The following is a 16,096-nucleotide window of genomic DNA, read 5'->3' as shown; positions in this document are numbered from 1 at the left end:
CCGCTTGCGGTGTTTGACATTAAACTTGGATTATAAAAAGGCCGTCTGAAAATTCAGACGGCCTTTTTATGGCTTAATTAAGCGGCTTACAGCAACACTTTCTCGATGCCGCCGTTATTGGCTTTTTCAACGAACTCGTTTTGCCAGTTGTCGCCGAGGATGTGTTTCGCCATTTCCACCACGATGTAGTCGGCGGGCATGGCGTTGTCGTCGGTGTAGCGGCTCAAACCTTGCAGGCAGGCGGGGCAGGAGGTGAGCATTTTGACCGGTTCGCCCTGCGGCAGCTGCTTGAGGTTTTTCTCGATTTCTTCCTGCTTGCGGAATTTCACTTGCGTGGCGATGTCGGGTCGTTTGACGGCAAACATGCCCGATTCGCCGCAGCAGCGGTCGCTCAACACCACTTCTTTGCCCATCAGCTCGCTGGTCATTTTGGTGGCGTTCATGGTTTTGATTGGGCTGTGGCAGGGGTCGTGATACAGGTATTGCTGGCCGCTCACGCCGTCGAGCTTGATGCCTTTTTCCAATAAAAACTCATGAATATCAATGATGCGGCAGCCGGGGAAAATGTCTTCGAAGCGGTATTTTTCCAGCTGGTCGTAGCAGGTGCCACAGCTCACGACCACGGTTTTGATATCGAGGTAGTTTAAGGTGTTGGCCAAACGGTGGAAGAGCACGCGGTTTTCGGTGGTCATCTGTTCGGCTTTGTCTTTGTTGCCGCCTGCGTCTTGCGGATAGCCGCAGCAGAGGTAGCCCGGCGGCAGCACGGTTTGTACGCCGGCATGCCAGAGCATCGCTTGCGTAGCCAAACCGACTTGGCTGAACAGCCGCTCGGAGCCGCAGCCGGGGAAGTAGAACACGGCTTCGCTGTCTTCGGAAAGCTGCGGGTTGCGGATAATCGGCACGGTTTTGTTGTCTTCGATGTTCAACCAAGCGCGGGCGGTTTTTATCGGCACATGGCGCGGCAGCGGGCGGTTGATGAAATGCACCACTTGCTCTTTAATCGGCGAGCCGCCCGTGGTGGCTTTGGGGGCTTTTTTCAGACGGCCTGCACCGATATGGGCTTTCTTGCCCCAGTTGTATGCCATATTCTGAAATTTGAAACCGGCTTCCACCACGCCTTTGCGCAATACTTGGATGGTGCGCGGGTCTTTGGCGTTGAGAAAAGCCATGCCGGCGGCTACGGCTGGGTTGAATTTGCGTTTACCGGCTTTGCGCAGATAGTTGCGGATGGCCACGGTTACGTCGCCGAAGTCGATGTTGACGGGGCAGGGCTTCACGCAGCGGTGGCACACGGTGCAGTGGTCGCCGACATCGTTCAGTTCGTCGAAATGGCGCAGCGATACGCCGCGGCGGGTTTGTTCTTCGTATAAAAACGCTTCGGTTAGCAAGCCGACACCGAGAATTTTGTTGCGCGGACTGTACAGCAGGTTGGCACGCGGCACATGGGTGCTGCACACGGGTTTGCATTTGCCGCAGCGCAGGCAGTCTTTCACCGATTCGGCGATGGTGCCGAGGTCGGACTGCTCCATAATCAGCGATTCCACGCCGAGCAGCTCGAACGAAGGCGTATAGGCGTTGCGTAAATCCGAGCCTTTCATCAGCTTGTGGCGGTTGAAGCGGCCTTGCGGATCGACTTTGGCTTTGTAGTCCCAGAAGGGCTGCATTTCTTCGTCGGTTAAAAATTCGAGTTTGGTAATGCCGATGCCGTGTTCGCCGGAAATCACACCGTTTAAGCTGCGGGCGATGTTCATGATGCGTTCCACCGCTTTGTGGGCGGTTTGCAGCATGTCGTAGTCGTCTGAATTGACAGGGATATTGGTATGGACGTTGCCGTCGCCCGCGTGCATGTGCAGAGCAACGAACACGCGCCCGCGCACCACGCGGCTGTGAATCTTGGCCAAACCTTCCATGATTTTGGTGTCGGCCTTACCGCTGAAAATTTCAGACAGGGGTTTCATTACGTCGGCTTTAATCGACACGCGCAGGCGGAAATCGCGGAAGGCGATGAAGCAGCTTTCTTCGTCTCGCGCTTCGGGCGCGGCGTGGACGGCATGGCCGTAACGTTGTTTGTATTCGGTCAAAGGCGCGTCGAGGTTGATAAGCAGCCATTCCCAACGCTCTTTAACCGATTGAACGTGTGCCAATGCGTGTTTGGCGCGTTCGCCCAGCAATTCGCTGCTGGGCAGGTCGGTGCCCATTTTATCGACGGGCAGGTTGCCTTGCAGATATTGGATTAAGGCTTCGCACAAGGCGAGTTTGTTTTTAATCGACAGTTCGATGTTGATGCGCTCGATGCCGTCTGAATACTCGCCCAAACGCTCCAGAGGAATCACCACGTCTTCATTGATTTTAAAGGCGTTGGTGTGCTTGGCGATGGCGGCGGTGCGGCTGCGGTCGAGCCAGAAGGTTTTGCGCGCTTCGGGGGTAACGGCGATAAAGCCTTCGCCGTCGCGGGCTTGCGCCAGTTTGACGATATGCTCGGCCGCTTCGATAACGGCGGCTTCATCGTCGCTCACAATGTCGGCAATCAGCACCATTTTCGGGCGGCCTTTGCCCGCCGCTTTGGTGGCATAACCAACCGCGCGCACATAGCGCCAGTCGAGATGTTCCAAACCGGCCAGTTGTACCTGTTCGTGGCCGAGCAGATAATCACGGATTTCTACGATAGACGGCGTGGCGTTGGCAACGGTGCCGAAAAACTCCAAACAAATGGTGCGGATGTGTTTCGGCATGGTGTGCAGCACAAAGGCCACGCTGGTGATGATGCCGTCGGTGCCTTCTTTTTGCACGCCGGGCAGGCCGCTGAGGAATTTGTCGGTAACGTCTTTGCCGAGGCCGACTTTGCGGAATTTGTGGCCGTCGATTTCCAAGCGTTCGGTTTTAACGATGTTGAGGCCGTCTGAATCCAATGTATGTACATCGAAAACGGCGGTTTTTTCGTCGTGGATTTTGCCGAAGTTGTGGCGCACGCGCTCGATTTTCAGCCACTCGCCTTGCGGGTTGACCATTTTCCAGTAGGCAAGATTGTCCAGAGCAGTGCCCCACAATACGGCTTTTTTGCCGCCCGCGTTCATGGCCACGTTGCCGCCTACGCAGGAAGCATCGGCGGAGGTCGGGTCAACCGCGAATACCAGTTTGGAGGCGGTGGCGGTTTCCTCCACCCGCCGCGTTACCACGCCCGCGCCGCAATGGATAATCGGGTGTTTGCCTTCCAAACCGGGCAGTTCCACATATTCCACGCCGTTGTGTTTGTCGAGTTTTTCGGTGTTGATGACCGCGCTCATGGCATCGAGCGGCACTGCGCCGCCGGTATAGCCTGTGCCGCCGCCGCGCGGAATGATGGTTAAATCGAGTTCGATTAAGGCTTTCACCAAAGGTGCGACTTCGGCTTCGGTGTCGGGATTCACCACCACAAACGGATATTCCACGCGCCAGTCGGTAGCGTCGGTAACGTGTACCACGCGGGCGAGCCCGTCGAACATGATGTTGTGTTTTTTGGTGATTTTGGAGAGGCGCGCCAGAATCTGTTCGCGCTTTTTGCGGGTGGTTTCGAAGCTTTCGTCAAATTTTACGACAGCGGCTTCCGCCAATTGCAACAGGCGGTTGACTTGGGGATTGTCGTCGCGGCGTTTTTGAATTTCGTTGAGCCGGTGGCGCATTTCCTTAACCAGAGCAGTGCGGCGGTTTGGATGTTCGAGCAGGTCGTCTACCAAATAAGGATTGCGCGTCATCACCCAAATATCGCCCAAAACTTCGAACAGCATACGCGCAGAACGGCCGGTTCGGCGCTGCGTACGCAAATCTTGCAAGATCAACCATGCGTCTTCGCCCAAAATACGGATGACAATTTCACGGTCGGAATAAGAGGTGTAATTGTAGGGAATTTCGCGTAATCGTTGCTGTGTCGTTGTGGTCATGGTTTGGTTCCGAAAATCATATTTTTCATTGGCAGGCCGTTATTTTAAAGGAAGTTGGGGATTACAGGAACTTTTTTATTGTTTTAAATAACCTGTTTTTCAGCGTGGCCGGTTGGGCGGTTTTGATTGGTTTGCGTTGGTTTTATGCAGGATTTATTTATTTAAAACATGATGTTGTTTTTATTTTTTGTATTGTTTTCAGTTTGGTGTGATGGTTTTATTTGATGTATATTGTTTACAATATTTATCGGGAATGACACCGTCAGGCCGTCTGAAAGCGGAAAGCAGCCCCGGAAATCCTGCGGATACGCAGTCGGGTCGGTTTGGAAGGGAGGTTGGAAAGTGCGGTTATTTTCTCCTTGACTTATAGGTGAAATTCAAGTTTAATTCCCTACCTAACTTATTCGCCGATTTGACACAGCTTGCGGGCGTAAAACAGCTAAAGCGTAATTCATTTTCCAATGTATTAAAGCGATAGTGATTGTTGCCCGTTGTGTTTGCACATCGGGCTTTGTTGTATTTGAAAGAAGCAAGAAATATATGATTATTTTGGATAATGTATCCAAGCGTTATCAGCATAGAGATAAGTCTTGGTTTACTGCGGTCGAGCCCATCAGCTTGGAAGTGAAGCAGGGCGAGATTTTCGGCTTGATGGGCTATTCCGGTGCCGGAAAATCGACTTTGCTGCGCCTGATTAATTTGTTGGAACGTCCGGAGCAGGGGCGTGTGATTGTCGACGGTCAGGATTTGACGGCGATGGGTGCCGCCGATTTGCGGTTGGCAAGACAGAATATCGGTATGGTGTTTCAGCAGTTTAATCTGTTGAGTAACCGCACGGTTGAAGATAATGTGGCTTTTCCTTTGGAGATTGCAGGATGGCCGTCTGAAAAAATCAGCCAGCGTGTGGCCGAGTGTTTGGAAATCGTGGGTTTGTCTAACCGTGCCGGGCATTATCCGGCCCAGTTGTCGGGCGGACAAAAGCAGCGTGTCGGCATTGCCCGCGCTTTGGCTTCCAACCCTAAAGTCATTTTGGCCGACGAGCCGACTTCGGCTTTGGATCCGGCAACGACGCGCAGCGTATTGGAATGCTTGGAAGACATTAATAAGCGTTTCAATGTGACCATTGTCATCGTGACGCACGAAATGAGCGTGTTGAGACGTTTGTGCGACCGTGCGGCTTTGCTGCATCAGGGCAAGTTGCTGGAAGTGGTGGAAGTGAACAACAATCAAATTCATGCACAGTCCGAAATCGGGCAGGAACTGATTCGGGAGGACTGAAATGGCGGATTTGACTTTTGCTCAGGCCGTACAAAATATTACTGCGATGCGCGGCGAGATTGTTCAGGCTTTGTGGGAAACCTTTATTATGGTCGGTTTGTCGACCACGTTTGCAACCGTATTCGGCACGGCTTTGGGCGTGTTGCTGTTTGTTACCGCCAACCGACAGCTTCATTACAGCCGTAAGCTGAATTTTGTCTTGGATAATATTGTCAACCTGATGCGGGCTTTCCCGTTTGTGATTCTGATGATTGCCATGATTCCTGCAACGCGGGCGATTGTGGGCAGCACTATCGGGCCGGTGGCGGCATCTTTGGTTTTGAGTGTTTCCGGTTTGTTTTATTTTGCCCGTTTGGTCGAACAAAACCTGCGCGAAGTGCCGCGCGGTGTGATTGAGGCGGCCAGCAGCATGGGTGCGACGCCGTTGGCGATTATCCGCAAAGTTTTGTTGAATGAAGCGCGTGCGGGTATGGTGTCGAGTATTACGGTGTTGGCCATCGGTCTGCTTTCTTACAGCGCGGCGGCCGGTATGATCGGCGGCGGCGGTTTGGGCGATTTGGCCATCCGTTACGGTTATTACCGCTACCAGACCGAAGTCATTATTTTTATTGTTGCCATTTTGGTGTTGCTGGTGATTTTGATGCAGACTACGGGTAATTTTATCGCCCGTAAGCTGGATAAGCGTTAATGTTGGTTTGAATGGATATGAGGCCGTCTGAAAAATAAGGGATTGTTTCGGCGGCTTGAATATAACTTTAAGGAGACTTTGAATTATGCAAGCAAATATTTTATTTAAAACTTTCTCTCTGAGCGCGTTGGCGTTGGCTCTGGCTGCCTGCGGCGGTCAAAAACAGGAAGCGCAAGCACCTGCAGCCGCTTCTGAAGCTGCTGCTTCCGCTGCCGTTGCCACCGAGAAAAAAGAAATCGTATTCGGTACGACTGTCGGTGACTTCGGCGATATGGTTAAAGACCAAATCCAACCTGCTTTGGAGAAAAAAGGCTACGCTGTAAAACTGGTTGAGTTTACCGATTATGTCCGTCCTAACCTGGCATTGGCCGAAGGTGAGTTGGACATCAACGTATTCCAACACAAACCTTATTTGGACGACTTCAAAAAAGAACACAACTTGGATATTACCGAAGTGTTCCAAGTACCGACTGCACCTCTGGGTCTGTATCCCGGAAAATTGAATTCTTTGGATGAAGTGAAAGACGGCGTAACCGTATCTGCTCCGAACGATCCTTCAAACTTCGCCCGTGCTTTGGTAATGTTGGATCAATTGGGTTGGGTTAAATTGAAAGAAGGCGTGAACCCGTTGACCGCTTCTAAAAACGACATTGCCGAAAACCTGAAAAACATCAAAATCGTTGAGTTGGAAGCCGCTCAATTGCCGCGCAGCCGTGCCGACGTTGATTTTGCCATCGTAAACGGCAACTATGCGATGAGCAGCGGCATGAAGCTGACCGAAACCCTGTTCCAAGAGCCGAGCTTTGCTTATGTGAACTGGTCTGCCGTAAAAACTGCGGATAAAGACAGCGCATGGTTGAAAGATGTGAATGAAGCCTACAATTCAGACGAGTTCAAATCTTACGCCAAACAACGCTTTGCCGGTTACAAATATCCGGCTGCCTGGGGTGAGCAGGCTGTGGAAGGTGCGGCCGCCGAAGCTGCTTCTACCGCTTCTGCTGCCAAGTAATATCGGTTTGAAAATAAAGCAAAACGCTCCGATTATCGGGGCGTTTTTTTATGCTTGTTTCGGTTGGGAACAGTAAATAAGCAGCAAGAGGCCGTCTGAAAATTTCAGACGGCCTCTTGGGGTTAAAAATGAAGTGGATGCGAAGGTTTATTTACCTAATGCGCTCAATACTTCGGCTTTAACCGCGTCAACGGCTTGCGTGCCGTCCACTTTGATGTATTTCGGTGCGTGTTCGCCGGTCAGCTTGCTGTAAAAGCCGATTAATACGGCGGTTTGGTCGTGGTAAACGGCCAAGCGTTTTTTAACGGTTTCTTCTTTATCGTCGTCGCGTTGGATCAGGTCTTCGCCGGTAACGTCGTCTTTGCCTTCCACTTTCGGCGGATTGTAGCTGATGTGGTAGGTGCGGCCTGAAGACAGGTGTACGCGGCGGCCGCTCATGCGGTCTACGATTACGCTGTCGGGTACGTCGATTTCGACAACGGCATCTAAGTCTACGCCGGCTTCAACCATTGCTTCGGCTTGCGCCAATGTTCTGGGGAAACCGTCGAACAGGAAACCGTTTTTGCAGTCGTCTTGGGCGATACGCTCTTTCACCATGCCGATGATGATGTCGTCGCGAACCAAGCCGCCTTCGTCAATGATTTTTTTGGCTTCCAAACCCAGAGGAGTGCCGGCTTTGATGGCTGCGCGCAGCATGTCGCCGGTGGAAATTTGGGGAATGCCGAAAGCGGCAGTGATGAATTGTGCCTGAGTGCCTTTGCCTGCACCGGGTGCGCCTAATAATAAAACTTTCATATTTTGTCCCTCTGTGGATTGATGATGAAACAATTGGAATGATTGATTCGTTTTTCCGCCTGACGGTGCAATGCAGGTTTCGTCAGGCGGGCTTTGGTTTGTGGTTTTTTATGAAGCGGTACGGCCGCGGCACGGGGTATCCGGGCGGGCGGCGGTATTGTGTTTTATCGGCTGTTTAATCTTCATATTTCTTCCTTTTGTAGAGATATCGTTATTGTATGTTTGATATTTTTTGCGTTGCGCTTATTTTTCAGACGGCCTCAAACAATCGGCGGACGCGGTCTAAGTCTTCTTGTGTATCCACGCCTGCGGCCGGAGCGTTGCCGGTGATTTCCACTGCGATGGGAAAGCCGTGCCATAGGACGCGCAATTGTTCTAAAGATTCAATCTGTTCGAGCGGCGAAGCTTCCATCTCGGCGTAACGGTGCAAAAAGCCGACGCGGTAGGCGTAAATGCCGATGTGGCGCAACGGCGGTGCCGATTCCGGCAAGACTTTGCTGCCTGCCTGCATACTGTCGCGCGGATAAGCAATCGGCGCTCGGCTGAAATACAGGGCGTTGCCGTTTTTGTCCAAAACGACTTTGACGGCGTTGGGGTTGGCAAATTCTTCAAACTCGCGGATGGGGTGGGCAGCAGTTGCCATTTCGACTTGGTTGGCCAATAAGATTGCTGCGGTTTGATTGATCAGCTCCGGTGCAATCAGCGGTTCGTCGCCTTGAACGTTGACGATAACGGTATCGTCAGACAAACCGAGTTTGGCGGCGGCTTCGGCCAAGCGGGTGGTGCCGCTTTCATGCTGATCCGAAGTCATTACAACTTCAACGCCGTGCGCTTGGCAGGCCGTCTGAATATCGAGATGGTCGGTGGCAACGATAACACGCGCCGCCCGGCTTTTGGCCGCTTGTTCGGCAACGCGGACTACCATCGGCTTGCCGTGAATATCGGCCAAGGCTTTTTGCGGCAGGCGCGATGAGGAGAGGCGTGCGGGAATCAGTACGGTAAAAGCAGTCATGCGCTTAACTCTTCTTCGTTCAGCCGGCGGGCTTCGTTTTCGAGCATATAGGGAATGCCGTCTTTAACCGGATAGGCGAGCTTGCTTTCGCGGCACCAAAGCTCCTGCAACTCCGGCTTGTATTCCAAAGGCGCTTTGCTGACGGGGCAGACCAAGATGTCTAAAAATTTCTTTTCCATTAAATTATTTGCCTTTTATTGTGCATCGGGGTTTACCGCAAACCAACAAGTTGACTTCGCGGATGAATTTGGGAAGGTTTTTCTGCTCGTATTCTTTTACTTTTGCGTCAATCATCATGCCCATATCCGCCATAACCGCCGACAGGTATTTCGGTGTTTTATCGTTGATGGAGCGGCCGATCGGCGAGCTGTAAAACTGAATCATGGCATCCACTTCTTCTTGGGTGTAAACGGCCGCACCGCCGCTGATGGCGAGTTGGCGCAGCTGTTCACGGAATTTCGGCGTGTTGATGCCGGCTGTCATGTTTTCGGTATAAATTCGGGCTTTGGCCAAGACTGCCGGGCGTTTGCTTTCGGGAATCTCACGCCGGAACCATTCTTGAGCTTGTAAGGATTGCAAAGTTGCAGAGGGAATGGCTTGTGTCGATTCATCGAAAATTTTATCGAATTGTTGGACTTCAAACAGTTTTTCCAATGATTCGCGGCTGGGGGTTTCGGCATAAGCGGCAGCGGCGCTTAAGCATAAGCCGAGGAATAATGCGCTTTTTGTTTTCATTTATTTTTCTCCTGAGGTTTTATTTTCAGACGGCCTGCAATCCATACGGCCAAGTCAGGCTCGATTATCGCATAAACAGGCAGAACCCACACATTTTCTAATTCCGGGCCGTCTGAAAATTTGACGGCGTCTTTCTCGGTAATGAATACGGCATCGGCTTTCGGCAGCAGCCCGGCATGTATGTCCGCGTGGTCGGCAAGCGCAACGGTTTCGTTCAAACGGATATCCGATTGGGCAAGGGCATCGAAGAAACGCTGCGGTTTGGCAATGCCGGCAACGGCGGCCAGATAAGGACGGCTGTTTTTCAGACGGCCTGAGTGCCATTTTTCTTCAGGCCGTCTGAAACGGTAAATACCGCCGTAAGCGATACGGCTGCGGAATATATTTTCAGACGGCCTGAAGTTGTCGTAAGTTTCGCCGTTGCCGCTGATTACGACCGCATCTGCCGTTTGCAGACGTTCGAGCGGTTCGCGCAGGCTGCCGTTGGGCAAGAGATCCAAGTTGAGTCTGCCCGTATCGGCCGCCGGAAAGACGATGATTTCCAAATCGCGGTGCAGGGCGTAATGTTGCAGGCCGTCGTCGGCGACAATCAGTTGAATATCCGGATGGGCATCGAGCAGGGCTTGTGCCGCTTCGGGGCGGTTGCTGCCGACGGCTGTCGGAGCTCCGGTTTTCCGGTATAGAAGCAGCGGTTCGTCTCCTGCTTCGGCTGCGGTGCTGTTCCGGTGGAGAAGGTGGACTCCGGTTTGCTTGCGCCCGTATCCGCGGCTGACGATGCCGACTGTGATGCCTTGTTTCATCAGGGCGGACACCAGTGCGGCGGCAATCGGGGTTTTGCCGACGCCGCCGGCGTGGATGTTGCCGATAATGACAACGGGAACGGGCAGGCGGATGCTTTTGGTCTTGCCGGACAGGTAGCGGTTGCGCCGGTGCCGGGCCAGACAACCGAACAGCACCGACAAGGGCTTCAGCAGCAAGGTCAGCAAAAAATCGGGTTGCTGCCAGTGCCGCTCGATAATTTGATGCAGTTTGGGCATAAGGCGGCCTTGTGGGAAACAGGGCTATATTGTAGGGGAATTGTGCGGATTATGCAGGCTTTTGTGGGTACGGGTCTGTTTCCGCAAAAGATAAAAATAAAAGCATTACCGAAAACCGGTAATGCTTTTTTGAATGAGGGGGCGAGCCTAACCCCTGGCACTGACTTATCAAAGTGGGCTGCTTGCTTCCGCACCTGACCCGTTGCTTCAAATTATCATGCAGGGAGACCCGCCATAGAAAGTGGGCATTATATCCGTTTTGCGGCAAAACGCCAAGCCTGTGCCGTATGAACTTTGCGGCGGGCGGTTTTTATTATTGAAACACCTGAGGCTGTTGGAAAACCGTCGGGCCGGCTTGGCAAAGGCCGTCTGAAAATTTTCAGACGGCCTTTCGGGGCGGGTTGTTAAGTTTAATCAAAAAGTTCAGATAATGTTGATAACGGCGGTATCGTCCGTTTTGGCCTGCTCGGTAATAGCATAAGACGGTACTTGGCTGCCGCTAAAACCGGTGAGGCCGTCTGAATATGGATTGCCGGAAAGCAGTTCGGCGTTGCTGTTTTCCAAGAGGCCGGGAATGGAAGCGGGGATGTTTTTATTCAACACGGTCAACGGTTGGGGCGCGGTTTGGTCGGTTTCAGGCGCAACGGCGGAACGGAAAGGTGGGCGGGTGACCGTTTCGAACAATTCGGCATTGGTCAGCGTTGTGCCGTCTTTAAATACGAAGGAAGTGACCGAAGCGGCTTTGCTGTTGTCTTGGTTTTCGATGGTTAACACGTCGGCAGTGCCTTTGATGCTGATTTCCCAACCGGTTTTGACGGCGTTGTCCAGCCATACGCTTTCAGGTTTAAAGCTGCGGACGGACAAGTCGGCGGCGGTAATGCCTTCGCGGAAATGGACGCTGTTTTCGCCGTGGATGTCGCTGATGGTGTCGCGGCCGTAGTTTTTGCCGAAGATAAAGATATCGTTGTCGGGCAGTTGGGCGTTGTAGTCGCTGCCGTACAGCCTGTCGTTGCCGGTTCCGCCGTCTAAAATGTCGTTGCCGTTGCCGCCGCTCAATACGTCGCTGCCTTCGTGGCCGAACAATTTATCGTCTCCGTTGCCGCCGATTAAGCGGTCGTCGCCGCTGAATCCCGATAAGGTGTCGTTCCCGTTTAAGCCGTATACGATGTCGTCGCCGGAAGAGGCGGTAATGGTGTCGTCGGTTTTGCCGCCGAAGCGGTTGCCGGGTGTGCGGTCGGGATTATCCGTTATATTGAACAGGATTTTTCTGTTGATATCGGGGTAAGTGGAATTGTAGGTATCCACCACTTGGTAGTGTATGGATGCGGATTTTGCATCGGTATCCGGAGCAAACCAGACGCCCGTATTGATCGGAATATTCAGTTTGTTGGTGTTGGCAGCCTGAACATAGGGGTTGTAGGGCGAATCTTCGACAAACAGCCTGCCGCCTTCGATGCTGTTGATCTTAATGATTTGGTCGGCGGTTTCTTTTTTTGCAATCTGGTAAGACGAATAACGGTTGATGGCGCGCGATTCGACTTTGGGAGTCAGAATGCCGGGCGGTGTCAGTTCGGCGGCGGTCATGGTGAAGCCGGAAGAAAATTCAAAGAGCGCGACGGCCGGACCTTTCCATTTGCTTGGTGCCTGATCTTGGTTGAGTATGGTTAATTTGTCATTTGAACCTTTGATGCTGATGGTGGAGGTGGCGGCATCCCACAGGATGTCTTGGGGTGTGATGCCTTCTTTGAATTTGACTTTGTTGGTGCCGATATAGAAGGCGTGATCCGCTTGGAGGGTTTCCATGTTGTATTCGGTGATGGTGTCGTGGCCGTCGTCCCTGCCGAACAGATAGGTGTCGTTGCCTAAGCCGCCGTTGAGCTTGTCGTTGCCTTTACCGCCTTCGATAAAGTCGTCTTGGTTTTCTTGGTTGAATACGGTAGGAGTCGGAACGTTTTCTAAGTCGCCGTAAATGGTGTCGTCGCCGTCGCCCCCGTATAAAAAGTCGTTGCCGTATTCGCCTTCCAGTTTGTCGTCGCCTTGTTTGCCGTAGAGCTTGTCATGACCGTCGCCGCCCGACAGGCGGTTGTTTCCTGTGTTGCCGGTGAGGATGTTGTCGGCATCGTTGCCGTGGGCTTTGGCATCGGCATTGCCGGTTAGGGTCAGGTTTTCCAGATTGTCTTTAAGGATGTTGGCGTCCAGACTGCTGAGAACGGTGTCTGTGCCTTCGTTTGGATTTTCGGTAATGGAATCCCAAGTGTCTTCAAGTATGTATGTATCGTTGCCTTTGCCGCCGACCAGAGTGTCGATGCCTAAGCCGCCGTTGAGGGTGTCGTCGCCTTCATGACCGTAAAGGGTGTCGTCTCCTTGACCGCCGTGAATATGGTTGTTGAAACGGTTGCCGTTGATGGTGTTGTCCATATGGTTGCCGCTTGCATTCAGGGCGGTGTGTTTGGGGAGCAGGGTCAGGTTTTCGATGTGTTGGCCGAGTGTGTAGCTGACGCCGGCAAATACGGTGTCTTTACCTTCGCCGGCGGCTTCGTGAGCGGTATCGTTGATGTGGTCGACATAAAAAGTATCGTTGCCTTTGCCGCCGACCATTTTGTCTTTGCCTGCTTCGCCGTCGAGAATATCGTCACCGTCGTGTCCGTACAGGTTGTCGTTGCCTCTGCCGCCTTTCAGATAGTCGGCGTGTTTGCCGCCGCGTAAGACGTTGGAGGCGTTATTGCCCTGTATGTGGCTGCTGTGCCCGGATACAAACAGGTTTTCTACGTTGCCGTGCAGGATATAGGGGGGGAGGTCGGCAATGCGTTCGACTTTCTGGGCCGGAACGCCTAAATGGATGGTATCGGTACCGTTGTTGCCGTATTCGTGAACGGAGATTTTGTGGATATCCAGATTGAAGCCTTTGACGGTGCCGTCGATTTTATAGATGTCGTCACCTTCGCCGCCAATCAGCTGGTCGCCGCTGTTGCCTGCGTATAGGGTGTCGTTGCCTTTGCCGCCTTCGAGTCGGTTGACGCCTTCGTTGCCGATGAGGATATTGTCTTGGTCGTTGCCGATGGCATGCAGGTTGTCTTTACCGGTAAGCGTGATGTTTTCGATGTGGCTGTGTGCTGCGTAATGGGTGGAGCTGTATACGGTGTCGTTGCCTTCGCCGGCTTTTTCGTTGATGGTGTCGTGGCGGTTGTCGACATAATAGATGTCGTTGCCCGTACCGCCGTCCATGATGTCGGCACCGTGACCGCCGTCTATTACGTCATGACCGCCGTTGCCGATGATGGTGTCGCGACCTTCGCCGCCGTATAGGTAGTTGTCGTTGTTGTTGCCGGTCAGGGTGTTGTTGTCACGGTTGCCGTAGCCGTTGACTTTGCCGTTGCCGGTGAGGGTCAGGTTTTCGACATGGGCGGGCAGGGTGTAGTGGACGTTGCTGTATACGGTGTCGTTGCCTTCGCCGGCGCGTTCGGTGACGGTGTCTTTGCTGTGGTCGGCATAATAAATGTCGTTGCCGGTGCCGCCGATTAACGTGTCGATGTCCGTACCTCCGTCGAGTATGTCGTCTCCGCCTTCTCCTGTGAGGGTGTCTTTGCCGGCTAAGCCGTACAGGCGGTTGTTTAATTTGTTGCCGGTAATCGTATTGTTTTCTTCATTGCCGCTGCCGTCTTGCTGGGTTAATGGCAGTTTCGGTGCGGTGTGAATCAGGATAAGGTTTTCTACATATTTGGGCAGGGTGTAGTGGCGGGTGTAGCTGTATACGGTGTCGATGCCGTGATACTGCTTTTCGATGATGTGTTCGGACGGGAAAGAGATATGGTAAACGTCGTCTTTGGGTGTGCCGAAGTACCGGCTTACGGAAGCGGATTTGAACGGTTGGGTTAATTCGATGCCTGCTGCATTAAGATGGATGTCGGATAAAATATTTTTATGGGTAACCATGCTGCTCATTTTTGTTGTCTCCTTCACGTAAGGCGCAGTTGGGATTTTTGGTATATTCAGTTACTTTTTTGATTTTTTTTGGATATTTCAACTTGGAAAAAGTTTTTATGATGTTGTGTTAATTTCGAAAAGGATTGTTTTGTATTTAGAAAGAATACAGAAAGGCCGTCTGAAATTTTCAGACGGCCTTAATGCTTGCAAGTGGAATAAAAGTTAAAATAAATAAGAGAGGGCCTGCGTATTGTGCAGGCAGATAACGGATGCGGATATATGGTTTTGAAAGATTTGAGAAGCGTAGTTTCTTTACTGTTGGGTTTAACGGTTTTGCAGGCGGCTGCGGTGGATTTGGGGCGTATCCGCGCCGAAGAAGTGGCGGTGTATGTTCAGGATTTGAACAGCGGCGAAGTGTTGGAAGCGCATCGGGAAGACGTGGCATTGAATCCGGCTTCGGCGATGAAGCTGGTTACGGCTTTCGCCGCACTGCGTAGCTTGGGTTCGGATTACCGTTGGCAAACGGAGTTGAAAACGGCAGCCGGACAGCGCAACGGTGTGTTGGACGGCGATATTTATTGGGTCGGCAGCGGCGATCCCGTGTTGGATCAGGACGGCTTGACGGCAATGCAGCAGCAGCTTCGCGACGGCGGTATTAGCCGGATTAACGGCCAGCTGGTGTTGGACGGCAGCGTTTGGAACGGCCGCGACAGTGCGGACGGTTTTTCGGACGATTCGGGCGAGCCGTTTATGACGGCGCCTGATCCGCATATGCTGGCCTATAAAGTGGTGTGGGCCGTGCCCGAACGGAATGAATCGGGCGGTGTGGCGATACGCACCAATCCGCCTTTGCCCAATATTGCCTTTGATAACCGTGTGAGTTTGAGCGGTTCGGCTTCCGCTTGCGGTTCGTTGTCACGCTACATGAATGCGGTATACGGTAAAGGCGTGTTGTCGTTCAGCGGCAGTCTGCCGGAAAGCTGCTTGGGCAAGGAAATGTTTATCAATATGCTCGAGCCGAAAGAGTTTGCGCAACACAGTTTTATCAATCAATGGCGTGCGGCGGGCGGCAGTATTTCAGATGGCCTGAGATTGGGTAGGGCGGAATCGGGAGCCAAAGTGGTGGCGCGGCACCGTTCCAAACGTTTGGCGGAAGTGTTGTCGGATATGAACAAGTTTTCCAACAATCTGATTGCGCGCACGGTCTTTTTGAAGATGGGCGAGCGCTCTGCCGACGGTTTGACGGCGCAACACTCGGAAGCGGCAGTTCGCCGTGAGCTGGCATCCGCCGGTTTGGACGATGAGGCATTGGTGTTGGAAAATGGTTCGGGCTTGTCGCGCCGCGAGCGGATTACGGCGAAAATGTTGGGACAGATGCTCGGCAAAGCCTACCGCAGTCCTTTTCAGACGGCCTTTGTCGACAGTTTGCCGATCGCGGGGACGGACGGGACGCTGAAAACCCGTTTCAAACATATCGGCCCACCGCTGCGCCTGAAAACAGGCACGCTGAAAAATGTGCGGGCATTGGCAGGTTATTATCTCGACGACAAACGTCCTTTGGCGGTGGTGGTGCTGTTGAACAGCCCGAGAGCAGGCGGTTTGCTGGAAGAATTGGATGCTTTGGTGACACGGATTGTGCAGACGTACCGAAGCAAACCTTAAGCCGTAGTTAAATAGAGCCGGTTGGTTAGATGAAAAATT

The 16,096-nt window shown here is 52.6% G+C and carries 11 protein-coding genes and 1 other RNA gene; 4 read left to right on the top strand and 8 right to left on the bottom strand.

The features are described from left to right. Window positions 1–86 precede the first annotated feature (86 nt). Window positions 87–3,917 carry a DUF3683 domain-containing protein gene (locus EL309_RS03295; RefSeq protein WP_004282770.1) on the bottom strand — a complete coding sequence of 1,277 codons (3,831 nt, stop codon included), beginning with the start codon at window positions 3,915–3,917 and terminating at the stop codon, window positions 87–89. Window positions 3,918–4,457: 540 nt separating this feature from the next. Between EL309_RS03295 and EL309_RS03285 the strand changes: the two genes are divergently transcribed. The 3 genes from EL309_RS03285 (at window position 4,458) to EL309_RS03275 (ending at window position 6,892) form a co-directional block, all read left to right on the top strand. Continuing rightward, on the top strand, window positions 4,458–5,195 hold the full coding sequence (locus tag EL309_RS03285; protein WP_004282773.1) for a methionine ABC transporter ATP-binding protein: 738 nt from the start codon (window positions 4,458–4,460) through the stop codon (window positions 5,193–5,195). 1 nt (window position 5,196) lies between these two features. Next, window positions 5,197–5,883 carry a methionine ABC transporter permease gene (locus tag EL309_RS03280; protein WP_004282774.1) on the top strand — a complete coding sequence of 229 codons (687 nt, stop codon included), beginning with the start codon at window positions 5,197–5,199 and terminating at the stop codon, window positions 5,881–5,883. Window positions 5,884–5,968: 85 nt separating this feature from the next. Continuing rightward, window positions 5,969–6,892, top strand: coding sequence for a MetQ/NlpA family ABC transporter substrate-binding protein (locus tag EL309_RS03275; protein ID WP_004282775.1), 924 nt, complete (start codon window positions 5,969–5,971; stop codon window positions 6,890–6,892). A gap of 147 nt (window positions 6,893–7,039) precedes the next feature. On the opposite strand, the gene adk is transcribed toward EL309_RS03275, so the two are convergent. From adk to EL309_RS03240, 7 genes are all read right to left on the bottom strand, one after another. Further along, window positions 7,040–7,687, bottom strand: a complete 648-nt coding sequence (adk, locus tag EL309_RS03270) for an adenylate kinase (protein WP_004282776.1) — start codon at window positions 7,685–7,687, stop codon at window positions 7,040–7,042. A 250-nt stretch (window positions 7,688–7,937) separates the two neighbouring features. Beyond that, entirely contained in the window at window positions 7,938–8,699 is a 762-nt protein-coding gene (gene kdsB, locus EL309_RS03265; protein WP_004282778.1) for a 3-deoxy-manno-octulosonate cytidylyltransferase, read from the bottom strand. After that, window positions 8,696–8,878, bottom strand: coding sequence for a Trm112 family protein (locus EL309_RS03260; protein WP_004282779.1), 183 nt, complete (start codon window positions 8,876–8,878; stop codon window positions 8,696–8,698). Before EL309_RS03260 ends, kdsB begins: the two co-directional genes overlap by 4 nt. A gap of 4 nt (window positions 8,879–8,882) precedes the next feature. Then, window positions 8,883–9,434, bottom strand: a complete 552-nt coding sequence (locus EL309_RS03255; protein ID WP_004282780.1) for a DUF2059 domain-containing protein — start codon at window positions 9,432–9,434, stop codon at window positions 8,883–8,885. Then, window positions 9,431–10,471, bottom strand: a complete 1,041-nt coding sequence (lpxK, locus tag EL309_RS03250) for a tetraacyldisaccharide 4'-kinase (protein ID WP_004282781.1) — start codon at window positions 10,469–10,471, stop codon at window positions 9,431–9,433. Before lpxK ends, EL309_RS03255 begins: the two co-directional genes overlap by 4 nt. Before the next feature lie 137 nt (window positions 10,472–10,608). Then, an RNA gene (gene ffs / locus EL309_RS03245) (signal recognition particle sRNA small type) lies at window positions 10,609–10,705 on the bottom strand. A 189-nt stretch (window positions 10,706–10,894) separates the two neighbouring features. Next, window positions 10,895–14,413 (bottom strand): calcium-binding protein, encoded by a 3,519-nt coding sequence (locus tag EL309_RS03240; RefSeq protein WP_004282783.1) that lies wholly within the window; start codon window positions 14,411–14,413, stop codon window positions 10,895–10,897. Window positions 14,414–14,674: 261 nt separating this feature from the next. Here EL309_RS03240 and dacB point away from each other — a divergent pair, with 261 nt between their 5' ends. Beyond that, complete coding sequence (gene dacB, locus EL309_RS03235) at window positions 14,675–16,057, top strand: D-alanyl-D-alanine carboxypeptidase/D-alanyl-D-alanine endopeptidase (protein WP_004282784.1); 1,383 nt, start codon at window positions 14,675–14,677, stop codon at window positions 16,055–16,057. Window positions 16,058–16,096: the final 39 nt, after the last annotated feature.

Origin of the sequence: Neisseria weaveri (genome assembly GCF_900638685.1) — a bacterium.
Classification (GTDB): Bacteria; Pseudomonadota; Gammaproteobacteria; order Burkholderiales; family Neisseriaceae; genus Neisseria; species Neisseria weaveri.
This window is presented reverse-complemented; position numbering and strand designations above follow the sequence as displayed.

Coding starts and splice junctions, on each gene's coding strand:
- dacB (WP_004282784.1), top strand. CDS start 14,675: ATGGTTTTGAAAGATTTGAGAAGCGTAGTTTCTTTACTGTTGGGTTTA.
- EL309_RS03240 (WP_004282783.1), bottom strand. CDS start 14,413: ATGAGCAGCATGGTTACCCATAAAAATATTTTATCCGACATCCATCTT.
- kdsB (WP_004282778.1), bottom strand. CDS start 8,699: ATGACTGCTTTTACCGTACTGATTCCCGCACGCCTCTCCTCATCGCGC.
- adk (WP_004282776.1), bottom strand. CDS start 7,687: ATGAAAGTTTTATTATTAGGCGCACCCGGTGCAGGCAAAGGCACTCAG.
- lpxK (WP_004282781.1), bottom strand. CDS start 10,471: ATGCCCAAACTGCATCAAATTATCGAGCGGCACTGGCAGCAACCCGAT.
- EL309_RS03260 (WP_004282779.1), bottom strand. CDS start 8,878: ATGGAAAAGAAATTTTTAGACATCTTGGTCTGCCCCGTCAGCAAAGCG.
- EL309_RS03285 (WP_004282773.1), top strand. CDS start 4,458: ATGATTATTTTGGATAATGTATCCAAGCGTTATCAGCATAGAGATAAG.
- EL309_RS03275 (WP_004282775.1), top strand. CDS start 5,969: ATGCAAGCAAATATTTTATTTAAAACTTTCTCTCTGAGCGCGTTGGCG.
- EL309_RS03295 (WP_004282770.1), bottom strand. CDS start 3,917: ATGACCACAACGACACAGCAACGATTACGCGAAATTCCCTACAATTAC.
- EL309_RS03255 (WP_004282780.1), bottom strand. CDS start 9,434: ATGAAAACAAAAAGCGCATTATTCCTCGGCTTATGCTTAAGCGCCGCT.
- EL309_RS03280 (WP_004282774.1), top strand. CDS start 5,197: ATGGCGGATTTGACTTTTGCTCAGGCCGTACAAAATATTACTGCGATG.